Origin of the sequence: Gemmiger sp. An194, from assembly GCF_002160145.1 — a bacterium.
In the GTDB taxonomy this organism is placed as follows: Bacteria; Bacillota; Clostridia; order Oscillospirales; family Ruminococcaceae; genus Allofournierella.
The window spans coordinates 1-15,423 of the sequence record NZ_NFKA01000016.1; the positions used below are offsets into that span (position 1 = coordinate 1).

A 15,423-nucleotide genomic window follows, 5' to 3' on the forward strand; every position below is an offset into this window, starting at 1 on the left:
CTAAGACGTGGCTTGCCACACCTCTATTTTCCCTGATAAAAGGCCGCTTTCTGGTTCGATTCCCATCATCTGCTCCACGTCGGAATGGACTGCGCTCCATTCAAAAAGTCCGGCCATTTGGCCGGGCTTTTCTCATACCGCTCCGTCATTTCTCCTTTTCCCCACAAAATTTTGCTGTGCAAACTTTTGCGGGGGCCCCGCCCTGCGGGCCAAGAAGGATTTTTACTTATTCACTGTTCACTCTTCACTGGTTCACACAAAAGCCCTGGTCAAACGACCGGGGCTTTCTTCATCTCTGCGGAGCTGCTCCTTTTCCGGGAACCGCAAGAAGTCTTTGCGCAGCGCAAAAAGTGTGCTATAATAAAAAGAAATCGCAAAATAATACTTTTTTCACGGCTCCAGCCTGCTCCGGCATGGCCCGGCCGGTTTGATGATCTGCCAAAGGAGGGAGCTGCCATGCCCGGCGATCTGCATACTCACACCACATTTTCCGACGGTTCGCTGAAGGCGGACTGGCTGCCCCGGCTGGCCGCCCGCGCAGGGCTGAGCCATCTGGCCATTTCGGATCACGATTCCATGCATTCGGTGCGCTACGGCTACGCCAATCCCCTGCGGGAGAACGTGCGGCTGATTCCCGCCACCGAGCTTACCGCCTTCGATTTTGAACGGGGGCGGCGGGTGCATATTCTGTGCTACTGGCCGGACGAGACTTGCCCGGATCTGATCGCCCATTGCCGGCTGATGGCGGACCGGCGCAATGCAGTCTGCCGCCAGAGCGGCCGGGAACTGGAAGAAATTTACCCCCAGTTCCGGCTGGAGGATGCCCTGGCCCTGGCGCAGGACGGTGGGGTACTGTATAAATCCACCCTGATGCAGGTGCTGTGCGACTACGGCCTGGCGGACGGTATTTACAAAGAGACCTACAAACCTCTCTTCGGCAAGGGCGGCAAGGTGCTGCACGACCCGGAATACCAGACCGTGGACCAGGTGCTGGACGTGATCCGCAAGGCACGGGGCGTGGCGGTGTTTGCTCATCCCAGCGTGTACAAGAGCATGGCGCTGGTCACCGAGCTGGCGCTGGCGGGCCGCATCGACGGCATCGAGATCGAGCATCCCCGCAACACCCCCGAGGACAAAGAGGTGCTGTATCAGCTGGCGGCCCAGTGCAACCTACTGGTCACCGGCGGCAGTGACTTCCACGGCCGCAATACCGGCAGCCCCCGGGCGCTGGGCATGTGCCGCACCGGCGACGATGCGCTGGCCCGGTTGGAGCAGCTGGCCCAGAACCGCAAGGGCTGAACCACACAGCGCGCATGAAGCAGGGCAGCGCTGCCCATCATCAATCCAGACCCGGCGGGGCTGCATCTGCGGCTCTTTGCCGGTTGGAACGGGCGGGGAGTTTTCTCCGTGTCCGCTTAATAAAATCAGTGAGCCAAAATCAAAGGAGAAACCCAATATGACCCATACCTACCAGAATAAAGGCGTGTGCTCCCGCAGCACCACCGTGACCCTGAGCGAGAACGGCATCATCCAAGAAGTGAGCGTTGTGGGCGGCTGCAACGGCAACCTGAAGGGCATCTGCCAGCTGCTGCAGGGCATGCCCGCCGCCGAGGCCATCCGCCGCATGGAGGGCACCACCTGCGGTCCCCGTGCCACCTCCTGCCCGGACCAGATCGCCAAGGCCCTGAAGGCCGCTCTGCAGGAAGAGGGCCTGTAACCCGGAAATGTTCCCCAAAAACCGCTTTTCCCCAGGAAGGGAAAGGCGTTTTTTTTTGCGCCATGGGGGGTCTTGTAAAATCGGGTCAATGGGGTACAATGGACCCAGAAACCCTGACCGGCGGGTCAAGGTAAAACAGAGGGAAAGGGGATGGCAGGATGGACCGGCTGCGCCAGCTGTCCAAGGAAAAGCGCAAGGCGGTGATGCACGCCGCCATGGAGGTGTTTGCCCAGAGCGACTACAAGCGGGCCAGCACCGAGGAGATCGCCCGAAAGGCGGGCATTTCCAAAGGGCTGTTGTTTTATTACTTCAAAAACAAACAGACGCTTTATCTGTATCTGGCCCGCTATCTGCAAAGTTTCATCGAGCAGAACATGAAGATGGAGCAGCTGGCGGGCATCACCGACTTTTTCGACCTGCTGGACTACGGCATGGAGGAAAAGCTGGCCATTCTGCGCAAGCTGCCCTGGGCGCTGGAATTTTCGGTGCGGATGTACTACACCGCCGAGCGGGAAATCGGCCCGGCGCTGCAGAAGTATCAGGTGCGGGTGCTGGAGGAGCTGTGGGAGCGGTATTTCACCGGGGTGGATCTGGAAAAATTCCGCCCCGGGGTGCAGCCGCGGCAGGTGCTGGACATGCTGGTCTATCTGACCGACGGTTACATCCACCGCCACCGCATGGAGCAAAAACCCCTGGAGCTGGAAGAGCTGGTGAGGGAATACATGGTGTGGCGGGGCATTTTGCGCAGCTACGCCTATAAGGAGGAGTATCAATGAGAGAAACAGCGATCGAGGTCAGCGGCCTGACCAAGGATTACGGCGGCGGCCGGGGCGTGTTCGGGCTGAGCTTTGCGGTACAGCCGGGCGAGGCCTTTGTTATTCTGGGGCCCAACGGCGCAGGCAAGACCACTACGATTCGCCAGCTGATGGGCTTTGTACGCCCCGGAGCAGGCAGCGCGCGCATCTTCGGGCAGGATTGCTTTGCAGGTGCTGCCCAGGTGCAGAGTCAGGTGGGCTACCTGCCCGGTGAGCTGGCCCTGATGGACGATATGACCGGCGCGGCCTTCATCCGGCTGATGGCCGGGCTGCGGGGCCAGAAGGACCTGAGCTACGCCTGGCAGCTGTGCCAGCGGTTTGGGCTGGACGCAGGGCAGAAGATCCGCAAGATGTCCAAGGGAACCAAGCAGAAGGTGGGTCTGGTGTGCGCGCTGATGCACCGCCCCCGGCTGCTGATTCTGGACGAGCCCACCAGTGGCCTGGACCCGTTGATGCAGAACCAGCTGTGGGAAATTCTGCTGGCGGAAAAGCAGCGGGGCGTGACGATTTTGCTCTCCAGCCATATCTTTGAAGAGGTGGAGCGGCTGTGTGACCGGGCGGCTCTGCTGCGCGGCGGACGCATCGCGGCGGTGGAGCAGCTGGGCGAGCTGCGGGCCAAGGCAAGCCGGGTGTATCAGCTGCGGTTTGCGGGTGAGAAAGAGGCGGCAGCCTTTGCGGCGGCCTGGCCCGGCGCGGCGGCAAAGGGCGATTGGGTGCAGCTGCAGTTGAGCCGGGGCGAGCCGGTGGCCCGCCTGCTGGCGATGGTTGCCCAGAGCGGTGTGCAGGACCTGCAGACCCGGCAGGAATCGCTGGAGGACATGTTTTTGCGGATGTATGGGGGGCGAAACGAATGAGCGGAGCATTGCTGAAAAAGGAGCTGCGGGCCAACGGCCTGTTGGCGGTGATCTTTCTGGGGGTGGTCACCCTGTACGGGTCCATGATCACCAACATGTTCGACCCGAAGCTGGGCGACAGCCTGAACGCCATGATGGAGACCATGCCGGAGCTGTTCGCCGCCTTCGGCATGAGCAATCCGGGGGCCAGCCTGACTCAGTTTCTGGCCAACTATCTTTACGGCTTTCTGCTCATTGCCCTGCCGCTGGTGATGATCCTGCTTCTGGTGCAGCGGCTGTTGATCCGCTACACCGACCGGGGCGCCATGGCCTGGCTGCTGGCCAGCCCCACGCCCCGCTGGAAGCTGGTCCTCACTCAGGCCTTTGTGCTGGTGGCGGCGGTGGTGCTGCTGGTGGGCTACATGACCGGTCTGTGCAGCGTGCTGGCAGAGGTACTGTTCCCCGGCGAGCTGGAGCTGGACCGTTTTGCACTGGTGAACTTGGGTGATCTGGGGCTTTTGCTCTTCTTTGCGGGGCTGTGCTTTTGCTCGGCCTGCCTGTTCCAGAGCAGCGGCCCGGCCCTGTGGGTAGGCGGCGGTCTGAGCGTGGCCTTCCTGCTGCTGGATATGCTGGCCGGTGTGGGCGAGCAGGCGGAGTTCCTGCGCTGGTTCACCCCGGTGACCCTGTACGACCCGGTGGTGCTGGCCAACGGCGAAAACGTTCTGCCGCTGGTGGGGCTGTATCTGGGGGCAGTTGTCCTCTTTGCCGCCGGAATGGTGGTGTTCACCCGGCGGGACATCTGCGTGTAATCCTTTTTCAATAAAAGAAAGCCGCCTTTCGGTATGGAAATGCCGGAGGGCGGTTTTTTGTGCTCTTTCGGTTTAAATGCTGCCCCTGCCGGGCCATACTCTTGCCGGAACCAACAAACGAAGGGGGAACGATGGCAATGAGCTACCGGTTCAAAGGCTTTTCCCGCAGTGCGGCGAAGATGCTGAATCTGGCCCTGTCGCTGGCAGGGCAGCGGGGGCAGCGGCAGGTGAGCACCGGACACATCCTGCTGGCGATCCTGACCCAGGGAGGCAGCCCGGCAGCGAACCTGCTGGAGGCCCGCACCGTGACCCGGGCGAAGATTCTGGGTAAGGTGGAGCAGCAGCCGGGCGGTGCGCCCTGCCGCCCCGGCCCCAAGGATATGGTGGCGGAAAGCTGCAAGGCCCTGGATTTCGCGGTGCTGGGGGCCCACGCCGCCCGCATGAAGGAGGCTCAGTGCGAGCATGTGCTCTGCGCCATTCTGGAAGACCCGGCCTGCACCGCCAGCCGCTGGCTGGCCGAGCTGGGGGTGGATGTGAGCGCCGCCGCCAAGGAGTGCCGTCAGCTTTCCGGCCAGCTGGTGCTGCCGCTGCAGCCCAAATTCAGCGCACCGCCTCCCAGCCGGGGCAGCCGTGCCAGCGACAAATACGGCAAGGACCTGACCCGCATCGCGGCGGAGGGCGGGCTGGACCCGGTGTTCTGCCGGGAGAGTGAGCTGGAGCGAATGATCGAGATTCTGTGCCGCCGTCAGAAGAACAACCCCTGCCTGGTGGGGGAGCCGGGGGTGGGCAAAACCGCCCTGGCCGAGGCACTGGCCCAGCGCATTGCCGCGGGCCGGGTGCCGGGCAGCCTGCAGGGCCGCCGACTGCTCTGCCTGGATATGGCCAGCCTGGTGGCGGGCACCAAATACCGGGGCGATTTTGAGGAGCGGCTGAAAAATTTGCTGGAGGAGATCTGCCGGGAGGGCAATACCATCCTGTTTGTGGATGAATTGCATACCGTGGTGGGCGCGGGCGCGGCGGAGGGTGCCATCGACGCGGCCAATATCTTAAAGCCGCTGCTGGCCCGGGGCGAGCTGCGCATGATCGGCGCCACCACTCAGCAGGAATACCGCCGCTGCATGCAGAAGGACCCGGCGCTGGAACGGCGGTTCGGCCGGGTGCTGGTGGAGGAGCCGGACCCGCAGCAGGCGGTGCGCATCCTTCATGGCCTTGCTCCCCGATATGAGCGTTTCCATCAGGTTACGCTGCCCCCGCGCACGCTGGAGGCGGCGGTGGAGCTTTCGGTTCGGTATCTGCCGGGGCGCTTTCTGCCGGATAAGGCCATTGACCTGATCGACGAGGCCGCCGCTGCGCTGCACATCCAGAGCCAGGACCAGCCGGGTACGCCCACCCTGGAGCCGGAACAGCTGGCCCAGGTGGTGGCGCGGGCCAGCGGTGTGCCCGCTCAGCGTATCACCGAGCACCAGCGCCGCAAGCTGGATCTGCTGGAGCAGCGGTTGGCCGGGGCGGTGGTGGGCCAGCCCCAGGCGGTGGCCGCGGTGGCGGGAGCAATCCGCCGGGCCTGTACCGGCCTGCGGGATTCCACTCGTCCCATGGGGGCGTTTCTCTTCCTGGGGCCCACCGGTGTGGGCAAGACCCATCTGGCCCGGGCGCTGGCCAGCCAGTGGTTCGGCAGCGAAAAGGCACTGCTTCGCTTTGATATGAGCGAGTATATGGAGGCCCACGCCGCCGCCAAGCTCATCGGTGCGCCTCCGGGCTATGTGGGTCATGGCGAGGGCGGTCAGCTCACCGAGGCGGTGCGCCGCCGCCCCTACAGCGTGGTGCTCTTTGACGAGATCGAAAAGGCTCACCCGGACGTGCAGAATCTGCTGCTGCAGATTCTGGAGGAGGGCCAGCTCACCGACAGCGAGGGCCGCAAGACCGGTTTTTCCCACTGCATCGTGCTGCTCACCAGCAATCTGGGGGCGCGGCATCTGTGTGGCCAGTCGGAGGCACTGGGCTTTGCGGCCGGGCAGGCAGCACAGCTGGCCCGCCGAAAGGAACTGGCTCTGGAGGAGGCCAAGCGATTTTTCCGGCCGGAGCTCCTGGGGCGTCTTGATGAGGCAGTGGTTTTCTCGCCGCTGGAGGGACCGGCGCTGGAGCAGATCACCGAGCAGCTGTTGGACGAGCTGGAGCAGCGGGCAAACCGCAGCGGCTACCGGCTTTGCCATACCCATGAGCTGACGCGGGAGCTGGCCCGGCGAGGCAAAAGCGCCTACGGGGCCCGGGAGCTGCGCCGGCAGGTGAGCCGGGCAGTGGAGCAGGCTTTGGCGGACAGCATTGCCAGCGGGCAGGCCCAGCCGGGCCAGAGCTTCACCGCCTGTGTGCAGCAGGGGCAGGTGTGCCTTTTGCCCGGTCAGCCGGAGGCAGGCGCACCTCAGCCGGTGCAGGTATAACAAAAAAGGCAGGTCGCGTTGACCTGCCTTTTTGCGTTGTTTTGTGGTTTTACACCTTCTTGCGCAGCAGCGAGAAGGAGAAGAAGTTGGTGTAGTAGGAAAGGGAATACATCACCGGCCGTGTCAGCTTGGAGAAGCTGATCTCATCCATCAGAAGCAGAGCCTCGTGATCCGGAACCTCCAGCGTTTTGCGAATGGCCGCATCGCCCAGCACGGCACTGGTATGGGTGACAGTGCTGGTCACCGAAACGCCGCACACCTCTTCCAGAATATCGAAGATGGGGCGGGCAAAATCCTGCCGCTGGGCACTCTCGTGGTCCAGCAGCTTGGCGGGCAGATAGTCCACCGAGTAGATCACCGGCATTTCTCCTGCCAGCACCCGCTTGCGCACCATCAGCACCGGGTCGCCCACCTCCAGCTCCAGCTGGTGGGCCAGGTGGCTGTCCGCATTCAGCTGCTGCACCGAGATGCTGTCCGCATGGGGAATGTAACCGGCGGCACGGATCATGGCGCTGTATTCAAATTTCTGGTCCAGGCGGTTGTCCAGCGCCACGATGCGCCGGTTCACCACGGTGCCGATGCCCCGCACACGCTCCACGTAGCCTTCCCGTTCCAGCTCGGCCAGTGCGTCCCGGATCACGGTGCGGCTGACACCCAGGCGGGCCGCAAGCTCCACCTCGGCGGGCAGCCGCTCACAGCTCTCGTAAGGGCCGGTGCGCATCTCGCGCAGCAGCTGGGCCGCGATCTGCTGGCTGATCACCGCGCCGCCCAGCGGTCCCGCTTCACCGGTTTTTGCTCTTGCCATATCCAATTGCCTCCTGCACACGAATAAATCATACTTTAGAAAAAGTATAGCACAGCCCGGGCCATTTGCGCAACAAAAAAGCCCGAAGCGGCTCCAAACAGGAACCGCTTCGGGCAAGGCAGTATGGCGAAACGACGTTAAACGCCGCCCAGATGCTTGATCTTGGTGTTGTAGCTGCGCCGGAACAGGGTGAGCGCAAAGCACAGCGAAACCGCTTCTGCAATCAGGAAGGAGTACCATACCAGATTTACATTGCCGGAAAGCGACAGCAGCCAGGCAATGGGCAGAATCAGCACCAGCTGGCGGAAGGCACTCATCAGAAGGCTGTGCAGGCCCTCGCCCAGCGCCTGGAACAGACTGCTCAGCACGATGGCGATGCCCGCGAACACAAAGCTCAGCGAGATGATGCGCAGGGCAGGCTCGCCGATGCGGGCCAGATCGCCGCCGTCGTTGAACAGGGCCAGCAGCTGACCGGGGAACAGCTGGAACAGCGCGGTGCCGAAGATCATGATCACTGAGATGGAGAGCATGGCGATTTTGGTGCAGGCCAGGATGCGCTGCTTTTTAGCCGCGCCGTAGTTGTAGCCCACAATGGGCACCAGAGCGCTGGTGAGGCCGAAGCCGGGCATGAATACGAAGTTCTGCAGCTTGAAGTAGATGCCCAGCACCGAAACGGCAGTCTCGGAGAAACCGGCCAGAATGAAATTCATGCCGAAGGTCATCACGCTGGAGATACTCTGCATGATGATGCTGGGCAGGCCCACCGAATAGATGCTCTTCACGGTGGGCAAGTCGAAGCGCAGGGCGCTGATGCGCAGCTTGACCTCGTTGTTGTGGCGCAGATTCAGCCACAGGCAGACGCAGCAGCCGATCCACTGGCCGATCACGGTGGCCGCGGCCGCGCCTGCCACGCCCATCTTGGGCAGGCCGAACATGCCGAAAATCAGAATGGGGTCCAGAATAATATTGATCACCGCGCCGGTGAGCTGGCTGGCCATCTGGTAAACGGTCTTGCCGGTCACCTGGATCAGCCGCTCCAGGCAGATCTGCAAAAACATGCCCAGACTGAACACCAGGCAGATGCGCAGGTAGGCGGCACCGCCCTGAGCAACCTCCGGTTTTTTGGTGAAGAAGCTGAAGAACAGCTCCGAGAAGAACAGCCCGAACACCGCGAACACTGCCCAGCTGGCCACCATGAGCAGAAGGCCGTTATGGGCCACCCGGTCGGCGGCCTTGCGGTCGCCCTCGCCCAGGCGTCGGCTGAGCAGGGCGTTCACACCGATGCTGGTACCCACCGATACCGAGATGGTGAGCATCTGCACCGGATAGGCAAAGCTCACGGCGGTGAGAGCCGCGTCACTGAGGCGGGCCACAAAGATGCTGTCCACCACGTTATACAGCGCCTGCACCAGCATGCTGATCATGATGGGGAAGGCCATGCCCAGCAGCAGCGGGGCCATCGGCTTGGTTCCCATGATGTTTTCCTTCATTTACACAATCCTCCATTTTCACACACAGTCAAAAGCCCCGTTTTGGGGCAAAACAAAGGAAACGGGGCGGAGCGCCGGTTCCCCATTTTTGGGGAAAGGCGCTTGTCACGTTTCCTTTTTGACGTTTGTTGGGCGGGGCAGCCCCGCGCTTGGTCACATCCGGTTTTTCAGGCCCCGGATGTCTTTTCCCAGAAAGAGCACCGGCTCGCAGCTGCCGCCCAGGCGGCTGGCAACCTTCTCGGTGTAACGGACCTCAAAGGCCTTACCGTCCACAATGTTGGTGGTGTAGATAGTGGGCCGGTTTTCCAGGATGCGGGTGTTCAGAATATTGTAAAAGCAGCTGGACATATAGGGGTTTACATACTCGGTGCCCAGATCGTCCAGAATGAGCAGATCCGCCTCCATTACTGCCTCCAGCAGAGGGCAGCTGTCCGCAAAGCGCTCCCGCTCCAGCTGGCTGAACAGGTTCTGGGCGCAGATGTACACCACGTTGAAGCCCTTTTCCAGCACCGTTTTGGCAATGGCCAGGGCGGCGTGGGTCTTGCCCAGGCCTGCGTTGCCGTAAATCAGCAGATTGGCGTTGCGCATATCGAATTCCCGGGCATAGGCCTGCAGGTAATTCAGATTGTCCTGCATCAGGGCGCGGATGTTCTCGCCGGTGGCCGGGTCGATAGCGTCCGGGTAAAGCGAAAGGTCCATGCTCTCAAAGCTGCACAGGCTCAGCGGGGTCTCCTCGCTGATCTCCTCCCAGCGCAGCTGCCTTGCCAGCTTGCCCACGCAGGGGCACAGGCGGCCGTTCACCATGCCGGTGTCCTGGCAGTCCGGGCAGGTGTAGCGGGGCTCCAGGCTCTGGGGACCGTAACCGTTTTCGGCCAGCAGTTGCCGGAGCTCCTCCTGGGTCTGGCGGCGCTGCTCGGCCACCGCCTGGCGCTCGGCCTGGGGTGCGCCCTTGGCGGCCAGCTCCATGGTGCGCAGCCCCAGCGACTGCACCTGAGCCTCCAGCTCACCCAGCCAAGGCAAAGTAGCCAGCGCCCGTGCCCGGCGCTCCTGGGCCTGGGTCACCGCCCGCTGGCGGCGGCTGGCCACCTGGCGCAGGGCTTCCCGGTAAAGTTCGTTTTTGGTACGCATGGCTTATTCCTCCTGTTTCAGGCGCAGCGGACGGCGTGCGGGCCGCTGCAGAATGTCGTTGCCGCTGGGGGCCTGCCGGTCCACCCGCGTGTTTGCGCCGGTCAGCGAGCCGCCGCCCCGGGCATCGGCAGGGGTGCGCCAGCCCTTGGCGTACCAGCTTTTCAAGATGCCGTTGATGTATTTGGGGTCCTTACTGCCGTTGCCGTGCAGCACCGCCTCCTCCACCATGGCGTCCGAGTAGCCGAACTCTTCATACCAGCGGCGGATGCACCGCTTGTCCGCCAGAGTGAGCGCGCCCACGGGCATGCCCAGAATGGCGGCAGCCTTTTCCTCCCGCTGGCTGCGTTCCTTCAAGCGCTGCAGATAGGCCTCGGCCTCCTGACCGGTGGTCACACCCTCCTGAGCCCAGCGGTCCAGCTCCCGCTCCAGCTGCGTCACCGAATGACGCCCCTGGCTGGAAATGTGCGCCGCGCACAGCAGGATCAGATCCACCGGAATGCTCTCGTTCACATACAGCGACACCAGCCGCTGGATGTCCTTCTGGCCCAGGCTCTGGCCCAGATAGGCCTGGGCCTCGGTGGCCAGAGTGCTCACCATGGGGTCCCGCATGGCGGCCATGCGCAGCTCCTCGGCGGTGAGGGGCGGCTGTTTGACGGGCAGGGGAGCAGGAGGCGCAGCGTCCCGTTCCAGCTCCAGAAGACCTACCCCGTGCCAGAAATCCAGCGCCTTCTGGGCGGCCTGCACGTTTTTCAGTGCCAGCGCGTGGGCGATGTCCTTGGCATCGGTGCTGTGGGTGGCCAGAATGTAAAGCGCCACCCGCATGTGGTCGCCGGTGGCGCGGGTGAGATTGGTGAAGATCAGCTGAGGCACGGCGATGGAATCGCCGGTCTGGCTGCGCAGGCGGTAGGTCATAGGGCAAGGGCTCCTTTTTCGTTCAAACAGGCATACAATGCAGCGCGGGCCCCGGCAAAACCGCCGGCAGCCCATAAAATTACATCTTAAAGCATACCACAAAATCCCCGGTCTGACCAGTGCCCCGCCGCAAAAAGACCGGGGCGGCTTTGCCGCGAATTGACAAACCTGCATGAGGCGTGTACCATTGATTAAGAGAACAGGAAAACCAGCGCCCGCGCCAGGGCGGAGAGGCGGATTGAGAAGATGAAGATCGCAATTGTGACCGACACCAACAGCGGCATTTCGGAAAAAGAGGCAAAAAAGCTGGGGGTATACTGCCTGCCCATGCCCTTTTCGGTGGACGGAGAGTGGATGCTGGAGGGCGTGGACCTGACGGCGGAGGAGTTCTACCGGCGGCAGGCGGCCGGGGCCAACATCACCAGCAGCCAGCCCAGCCCGGAGACCGTGACCAATTTGTGGGATAAGCTTCTGGCCGAGTATGAGGCGGTGGTGCACATTCCCATGAGCAGCGGCCTGAGCGGAACCACCGCCACCGCGCTGGCTCTGGCGGCGGAATACGGCGGCCGGGTCCAGGTGGTGGACAACAAGCGCATCTCGCTGCCCCAGCGCCAGTCTGTGCTGGATGCACAGGTGCTGGCAAAGCGGGGGCTGACTGCTGCCCAGATCAAGCAGAATCTGGAGGAGAACGCCCTGAAGGCCAGCGTGTATCTGACGGTGGATACTCTGAAATATCTGAAAAAAGGTGGCCGGGTCACCCCGGCGGCAGCTGCCATTGGTACCGTGCTGAACATCAAGCCCCTTTTGCAGATCCAGGGCGGCGGCATCGATGCCTTCGGCAAGGTGCGGGGCCTGGCCCAGGCGCAGGACAAGCTGATGGATGCCATCTGTGCCGATCTGACCGGCCGTTTTGCCGGGATGCCCATGCACATCGGCGTGGCTTACTCCGGTGCGCCGGAGGTGGGCAAAAAATGGCAGAAGTATGTGCAGGAGCGGTTCCCTCGCTGTAAGGTGCAGTGCAGTGCGCTGGGTCTGAGCATCGCCTGCCACACCGGCCCGGGTGCGCTGGGCGTGGGCTGCTATTATTATGAAGAGTAAGAATTAAGAACGAAAAAGAGTGTTCCCCTCAAAAAGGAAGGGAACACTCTTTTTTGCTTGACCGGGCGGAACGGCTGCTTCACAGCTGCTCCCGGATACGCCCCAGGGCGTTTTTCTCCAGGCGGCTCACCTGGGCCTGACTGATGCCGATTTCCCGGGCCACCTCCATCTGGGTTTTGCCCGCCAGATAACGCAGAGCCATGATCTTTTTCTCCCGCTCGCTGAGCTGATGCACCGTATCTTTAAAAAGAATCTCGCTGATCCAGCTGTCCTCTCCGTCGCTTTCGCCCACCTGATCCATCACATACATGGCATCGCCGGCGTCATTGTACACCGGTTCGTACAGACTCACCGGCTCCACCACGCTTTCCAGCGCCAGGGTCACCGCACGCTCCGGCATGTCCAGCCGGGCGGCGATCTCCTTCGCCTTCGGTTCCCGGCCCAGCTCCTTCTGCAGCTGCTCTCGGGCCTGCATGGCCCGGTAGGCGGTGTCTCGCATGGAGCGGCTCACCCGCAGGGGATTGTTATCCCGCAGAAAGCGACGGATCTCCCCCACGATCATGGGCACGCCGTAGGTGGAAAAGCGAACATTCAGCTGGGGATCAAAGTTGTCGATGGCCTTGATCAGCCCGATGCAGCCCACCTGGAACAGGTCGTCCATGCATTCGCCCCGGCCGGAAAAACGCTGCACCACGCTGAGCACCAGCCGCAGGTTGCCCTGGATCATGGTCTGGCGGGCGGCGGCATCGCCCTTATGTGCGGCGATCAGAAGCTGCTTTTTTTCCGCCTCGCTCAGTACCGGCAGGCGTGCAGTGTCCACGCCGCAGAGCTCCACTTTGTTGTAATACAAACGCATTCACACTCCAAACAGGCAAGGGTGCCTGTTCAAAGTATGGCCGCGGTGGGGGCGGGGCAGTCAGCGCCGGAGCTGGCAAAATCAGGGCCCACAGCCGCAAAAAAGCAGGAATAACGCGCCGGGACGCACCAAACTCTCCCGCCCGGCATACTGTGAACACAAACGATGCAAGGGAGTGGATGCGACAATGACCTCAGAACTTTGGCTGCTGTGCTGCATGGGAATGGTGCTCCTGCTCACGGCGGGGCTGGCCTTTTTGTGGGCCATCTTTTATGACCGCTGCGCCCGGGAAAAGCAGCAGCTGCAAACACCGGATTTTACCGCAAAGGCGGGCTTCAAGGTGACCGGGCTGCCCGGCATGCCCTATCTGCGGCTGGACCGGGTGTATCTGCTGGGGCGGCGCGTGGGACAGCTGGAATTTTTTATCCAGCCCAGCTGGACGGCGGTGCTTCGGGTGGCGCCGGAGAGCGAGGAGCTGCGTTTGTGGGAGCTGGGGCTGCCGGAGTACGACCAGCTCACGGTGCGGCCGGTGAGCGGGGTGCGCACCGAGCTGCGCCAGGCTCCCGGCGGCAGTGCGCTGGCCTGCTGGCAGCGGGACGGATTTCACTACGGGTTGTATCTGCCGGCGGGGGAGATGGGGCTTGCGGGTAGTCTGCTGGAGCGGTTTGCGGCGGATTGCCGATGTGCCGTCACCCGATAAAAAAACAGAGCCGGGCAAAAAGTCCTTGCCCGGCTTTGTCTTGCATTTGAAAAATTAAAGTGCTTTTTCCAGCTCCCGGCGCAGCCGCAGGATGATCCGCTTTTCCAGCCGGGAAATATAGCTCTGCGAAATGCCGATGGCGTCCGCCACCTCCTTCTGGGTGCGCTCGATGCCGTCGGTCAGACCGAAGCGCATCTGCATGATCTGCCGCTCCCGAGGGGCCAGCCGGGCCACCGCCTGGAGCAGCATGTCTTTCTCCGCATCCTGCTCCAGCTGGGCACTGATCTGATTCTGGTCGCTGCCCAGTACGTCCGAGAGCAGCAGCTCGTTGCCGTCGCCGTCGGTGTTCAGCGGCTCGTCGATGCTGGCTTCCTGACGGCGATTGCTGCTTTTGCGCAGGTACATGAGAATTTCATTTTCAATACACCGACTGGCGTAGGTGGCCAGCTTGATATTTTTGGAGGGGGCGAAGGTGTTCACCGCCTTGATCAGCCCGATGGTGCCGATGGAGATGATGTCCTCCACCGAGACATTGCTGCCCTCGAATTTTTTCGCGATGTAGACCACCAGCCGCAGATTGTGGGTGATCAGGATGTCCCGGCAGCTCTGGCGGCCCTCCTCCAGCCCGGCAAAGACCAGTTTTTCCTCGGCGGGGGTCAGGGGAGGGGGCAGGGTCTCCGGTCCGTTGATGTAATACACCGCGTCCGGCAGGCAGAGCCAGCAAAGCAGAGCATGCCAGGCGCGTAAAAGCCAATTGCGTTTCATTCCACAGCGCTCCTTTCCTGTCCGGTTTGTGTGAGACGGCGCTGCACAGGCCGGGCGGTATGATAAAATTCTTTGCCGAACAGCGCTTGTACTGAGCCGTCCGCCAGGGTCTGGTCGGTAAAAACCACCAGTACCCGCTCGGCCTGCCGGGCTTTGCCGGGACCGAAAAGCCGGGCGGAAAAGCCGCCCACGGCGGGCAAGGCGCGCATTCCGCCGGCGGTTTTGCAGAGAATCAGCCGTATGGGTACGCCAGGCGGTGGCTGGGGGCAGGTTCCGGTAAAATAGCCCTCCAGAAAGGCAGCAACGGCCTGGGGCAAGGCGCTGCACATGTCGGTATAACTGGCCAGCACCGGCGCCTGGCCGCTCAAGGGGTCCCGCAGCAGGAAGCCGGTATCCAGCAGGGCGGCAAGCGGCGGGCCCTCAGCCTCTCCCAGGGAAAGCCGCAGCTGCCAGCACTCGGTATCCCTGGGCCCGCCGAAGACCAGCAGCACCAGCCGCAGGGCCAGATAGACCAGCACAGCGCAGCCCACCAGTAATGTGGGGGAGACCGCCCAGTAGACCGCAAAGTTGTTGGTCTGGGCTCCCAGCGGCAGATTGCGGCTCAAAGCCAGCAGCACCGCTCCGGCCAGTCCCAGGTTCAAAAGGAAGTACCACACAGTCTGGCGGACAAAGCCTCGCCAGCCCCGGAAGGGAAAGGCGGCGCGGCACACGGCAGCGGCGCTGACAGCCTGGTACAAAAGGCTCAGAGTGGTGGGCAGCGGAGGGGCCAGCAGAATCAGCGCGGACAGGGCAGCCAGCAGTGCCCCGGCACAGCTGCGTCCAAAACCCGGCGGTGCACCGCACACAAAGCCCACCGCGCGCAGTAAAAGATAGGCCACCAGAAAATTCACCAGCAAAAGCACATCCAGATAGATCACGGTCTTCACAGCTGCACCTACACCCCTTTTTTGCCGGGCCTGTTTGCCCGCTCTGGTTTCGATTGTAGCGCAGTGAAGAGGAGAAAGCTGTCAAAAAAATAATGCGCCGCGCACATCTCTCAGTAAGAGACGGTGCACGGCAC

16 protein-coding genes are annotated in these 15,423 nt (G+C 62.5%); 9 read left to right on the forward strand and 7 right to left on the reverse strand.

Features of this window, described 5'->3' with window-relative positions:
- The 7 genes from B5F28_RS14910 to B5F28_RS10465 form a co-directional block, all read left to right on the forward strand.
- Positions 1 to 431: hypothetical protein (locus B5F28_RS14910; RefSeq protein WP_206423077.1), on the forward strand; the 431-nt coding region annotated here is incomplete at its 5' end.
- A gap of 25 nt (positions 432 to 456) precedes the next feature.
- Positions 457 to 1,299, forward strand: a complete 843-nt coding sequence (locus tag B5F28_RS10440; RefSeq protein ID WP_087295838.1) for a PHP domain-containing protein — start codon at positions 457 to 459, stop codon at positions 1,297 to 1,299.
- A gap of 157 nt (positions 1,300 to 1,456) precedes the next feature.
- A complete protein-coding gene (locus B5F28_RS10445; RefSeq protein WP_087185050.1) occupies positions 1,457 to 1,717 on the forward strand; it encodes a TIGR03905 family TSCPD domain-containing protein in 261 nt (86 codons plus the stop codon).
- Positions 1,718 to 1,875: 158 nt separating this feature from the next.
- Positions 1,876 to 2,493 (forward strand): TetR/AcrR family transcriptional regulator, encoded by a 618-nt coding sequence (locus tag B5F28_RS10450; RefSeq protein ID WP_087295839.1) that lies wholly within the window; start codon positions 1,876 to 1,878, stop codon positions 2,491 to 2,493.
- Positions 2,490 to 3,386, forward strand: coding sequence for an ABC transporter ATP-binding protein (locus tag B5F28_RS10455; RefSeq protein WP_087295840.1), 897 nt, complete (start codon positions 2,490 to 2,492; stop codon positions 3,384 to 3,386). Before B5F28_RS10450 ends, B5F28_RS10455 begins: the two co-directional genes overlap by 4 nt.
- Positions 3,383 to 4,174 (forward strand): ABC transporter permease subunit, encoded by a 792-nt coding sequence (locus B5F28_RS10460; RefSeq protein WP_143424729.1) that lies wholly within the window; start codon positions 3,383 to 3,385, stop codon positions 4,172 to 4,174. Before B5F28_RS10455 ends, B5F28_RS10460 begins: the two co-directional genes overlap by 4 nt.
- A 137-nt stretch (positions 4,175 to 4,311) precedes the next feature.
- On the forward strand, positions 4,312 to 6,609 hold the full coding sequence (locus B5F28_RS10465; protein ID WP_247643470.1) for an ATP-dependent Clp protease ATP-binding subunit: 2,298 nt from the start codon (positions 4,312 to 4,314) through the stop codon (positions 6,607 to 6,609).
- 49 nt (positions 6,610 to 6,658) lie between these two features.
- On the opposite strand, the gene B5F28_RS10470 is transcribed toward B5F28_RS10465, so the two are convergent.
- The 4 genes from B5F28_RS10470 to B5F28_RS10485 all read right to left on the reverse strand — a co-directional run bounded on the left by B5F28_RS10470 (position 6,659) and on the right by B5F28_RS10485 (position 10,944).
- Positions 6,659 to 7,414: a GntR family transcriptional regulator gene (locus B5F28_RS10470; RefSeq protein WP_087295843.1), complete on the reverse strand. Its 756-nt coding sequence runs from the start codon at positions 7,412 to 7,414 to the stop codon at positions 6,659 to 6,661.
- Positions 7,415 to 7,551: 137 nt separating this feature from the next.
- Complete coding sequence (locus B5F28_RS10475) at positions 7,552 to 8,904, reverse strand: MATE family efflux transporter (RefSeq protein WP_087295844.1); 1,353 nt, start codon at positions 8,902 to 8,904, stop codon at positions 7,552 to 7,554.
- Between the two features lie 153 nt (positions 8,905 to 9,057).
- Positions 9,058 to 10,032: an ATP-binding protein gene (locus B5F28_RS10480; RefSeq protein ID WP_087295845.1), complete on the reverse strand. Its 975-nt coding sequence runs from the start codon at positions 10,030 to 10,032 to the stop codon at positions 9,058 to 9,060.
- A gap of 3 nt (positions 10,033 to 10,035) precedes the next feature.
- Positions 10,036 to 10,944 (reverse strand): DnaD domain-containing protein, encoded by a 909-nt coding sequence (locus tag B5F28_RS10485; protein WP_158097579.1) that lies wholly within the window; start codon positions 10,942 to 10,944, stop codon positions 10,036 to 10,038.
- Positions 10,945 to 11,190: 246 nt separating this feature from the next.
- On the opposite strand from B5F28_RS10485, the gene B5F28_RS10490 reads away from it, so the two are divergent.
- Positions 11,191 to 12,042 (forward strand): DegV family protein, encoded by an 852-nt coding sequence (locus B5F28_RS10490; protein WP_087295847.1) that lies wholly within the window; start codon positions 11,191 to 11,193, stop codon positions 12,040 to 12,042.
- Between the two features lie 79 nt (positions 12,043 to 12,121).
- On the opposite strand, the gene sigG is transcribed toward B5F28_RS10490, so the two are convergent.
- On the reverse strand, positions 12,122 to 12,898 hold the full coding sequence (gene sigG, locus B5F28_RS10495; protein ID WP_087295848.1) for an RNA polymerase sporulation sigma factor SigG: 777 nt from the start codon (positions 12,896 to 12,898) through the stop codon (positions 12,122 to 12,124).
- A gap of 187 nt (positions 12,899 to 13,085) precedes the next feature.
- Between sigG and B5F28_RS10500 the strand changes: the two genes are divergently transcribed.
- On the forward strand, positions 13,086 to 13,598 hold the full coding sequence (locus B5F28_RS10500) for a hypothetical protein (RefSeq protein WP_087295849.1): 513 nt from the start codon (positions 13,086 to 13,088) through the stop codon (positions 13,596 to 13,598).
- Positions 13,599 to 13,652: 54 nt separating this feature from the next.
- Here the strand turns inward: B5F28_RS10500 and sigE are convergent, their stop codons facing one another.
- Both sigE and B5F28_RS10510 read right to left on the reverse strand, forming a co-directional pair.
- The gene (gene sigE, locus B5F28_RS10505; RefSeq protein ID WP_087295850.1) at positions 13,653 to 14,363 is read right to left on the reverse strand and encodes an RNA polymerase sporulation sigma factor SigE; all 711 of its coding nucleotides are present in this window, start codon (positions 14,361 to 14,363) and stop codon (positions 13,653 to 13,655) included.
- Positions 14,360 to 15,289, reverse strand: coding sequence for a sigma-E processing peptidase SpoIIGA (locus tag B5F28_RS10510; RefSeq protein ID WP_158097580.1), 930 nt, complete (start codon positions 15,287 to 15,289; stop codon positions 14,360 to 14,362). The genes sigE and B5F28_RS10510 overlap by 4 nt, the downstream gene beginning before the upstream one ends.
- Positions 15,290 to 15,423: the final 134 nt, after the last annotated feature.

Coding starts and splice junctions, on each gene's coding strand:
- B5F28_RS10450 (WP_087295839.1), top strand. CDS start 1,876: ATGGACCGGCTGCGCCAGCTGTCCAAGGAAAAGCGCAAGGCGGTGATG.
- B5F28_RS10470 (WP_087295843.1), bottom strand. CDS start 7,414: ATGGCAAGAGCAAAAACCGGTGAAGCGGGACCGCTGGGCGGCGCGGTG.
- B5F28_RS10500 (WP_087295849.1), top strand. CDS start 13,086: ATGACCTCAGAACTTTGGCTGCTGTGCTGCATGGGAATGGTGCTCCTG.
- B5F28_RS10480 (WP_087295845.1), bottom strand. CDS start 10,032: ATGCGTACCAAAAACGAACTTTACCGGGAAGCCCTGCGCCAGGTGGCC.
- B5F28_RS10465 (WP_247643470.1), top strand. CDS start 4,312: ATGAGCTACCGGTTCAAAGGCTTTTCCCGCAGTGCGGCGAAGATGCTG.
- B5F28_RS10445 (WP_087185050.1), top strand. CDS start 1,457: ATGACCCATACCTACCAGAATAAAGGCGTGTGCTCCCGCAGCACCACC.
- B5F28_RS10440 (WP_087295838.1), top strand. CDS start 457: ATGCCCGGCGATCTGCATACTCACACCACATTTTCCGACGGTTCGCTG.
- B5F28_RS10460 (WP_143424729.1), top strand. CDS start 3,383: ATGAGCGGAGCATTGCTGAAAAAGGAGCTGCGGGCCAACGGCCTGTTG.
- B5F28_RS10455 (WP_087295840.1), top strand. CDS start 2,490: ATGAGAGAAACAGCGATCGAGGTCAGCGGCCTGACCAAGGATTACGGC.
- B5F28_RS10475 (WP_087295844.1), bottom strand. CDS start 8,904: ATGAAGGAAAACATCATGGGAACCAAGCCGATGGCCCCGCTGCTGCTG.
- sigE (WP_087295850.1), bottom strand. CDS start 14,363: ATGAAACGCAATTGGCTTTTACGCGCCTGGCATGCTCTGCTTTGCTGG.
- sigG (WP_087295848.1), bottom strand. CDS start 12,898: ATGCGTTTGTATTACAACAAAGTGGAGCTCTGCGGCGTGGACACTGCA.
- B5F28_RS10490 (WP_087295847.1), top strand. CDS start 11,191: ATGAAGATCGCAATTGTGACCGACACCAACAGCGGCATTTCGGAAAAA.
- B5F28_RS10485 (WP_158097579.1), bottom strand. CDS start 10,944: ATGACCTACCGCCTGCGCAGCCAGACCGGCGATTCCATCGCCGTGCCT.